The sequence below is a fragment of the Streptomyces sp. WAC 04229 genome (assembly GCF_003947455.1).
Lineage (GTDB): Bacteria > Actinomycetota > Actinomycetes > Streptomycetales > Streptomycetaceae > Streptomyces.
The window spans coordinates 1-691 of sequence record NZ_QHJH01000431.1; the positions used below are offsets into that span (position 1 = coordinate 1).

1 protein-coding gene is annotated in these 691 nt (G+C 76.8%); it reads right to left on the minus strand.

Going from position 1 to position 691, the window contains the following annotated elements; all coding sequences use genetic code 11:
- Window positions 1-46: 46 nt before the first annotated feature.
- Window positions 47-691, minus strand: a 645-nt coding sequence (locus DMH12_RS38715) for an SWIM zinc finger family protein (RefSeq protein WP_260474508.1), incomplete at its 5' end; no start/stop codon positions are given.

Genomic DNA, 691 nt, shown 5'->3' on the forward strand with positions numbered 1-691 from the left:
GAGGCGGTGAGCGCCGAAATCTGCACAGGGTCGATCGTCGGCAGCGTCAGGGGTGTATGAGGGACAGGTCCTGGGCGGCACGCGCGGCCCGGGCCGCGTTCAGCCGGGACAGCGCGTCGAGCAGCGTGCGTTCGCCCCGGCCGCGGAGCAGGAGCAGGACGAAGGGGTCGGCGTCGAGCAGCCGCGCCGTCTGGTAGCAGAGCGCGGCGGCGTGTTTGCAGGGGTGCCCCGAGTCGGGGCAGCTGCACCGGGGCGCGAGGTCGCCGGGGCCGGGCAGCAGCGGCACCCCGCACTCCGCCAGGGAGTGGGGCAGCTCCCCGTCGAGGAGCGCGGCGATGTGTCCGGGCCGCTCGACGGCGGCGTCCAGGAACCGCTGCCAGTCGTCGTCGCCCAGCGTCCGCAACCGCACCTGCACCCGGTACGGCCGCGGCCGGCTGCCCTGTACGTAGGCGAGGACCAGGCCGGGCGTCACGGTGACGGCGTCGACGTGACCCCGCTCGGCATAGCCGCGTCCGCGGGCCAGCCGGGCCGCGTCCAGGGCGCCTTCTTCCAACGCGCTCACCCACGCGCTCCCCCACCAGGTCGCGGCGAGGCCCTCGTCCGGCGCGCGGGGCGGGAGCGCCGGGAAGGTGCGGCGCAGGTCGCCGTCGCGGTCCGGGGCGGCCATCGAGCGGGGGGCGCTGCGGGGCTT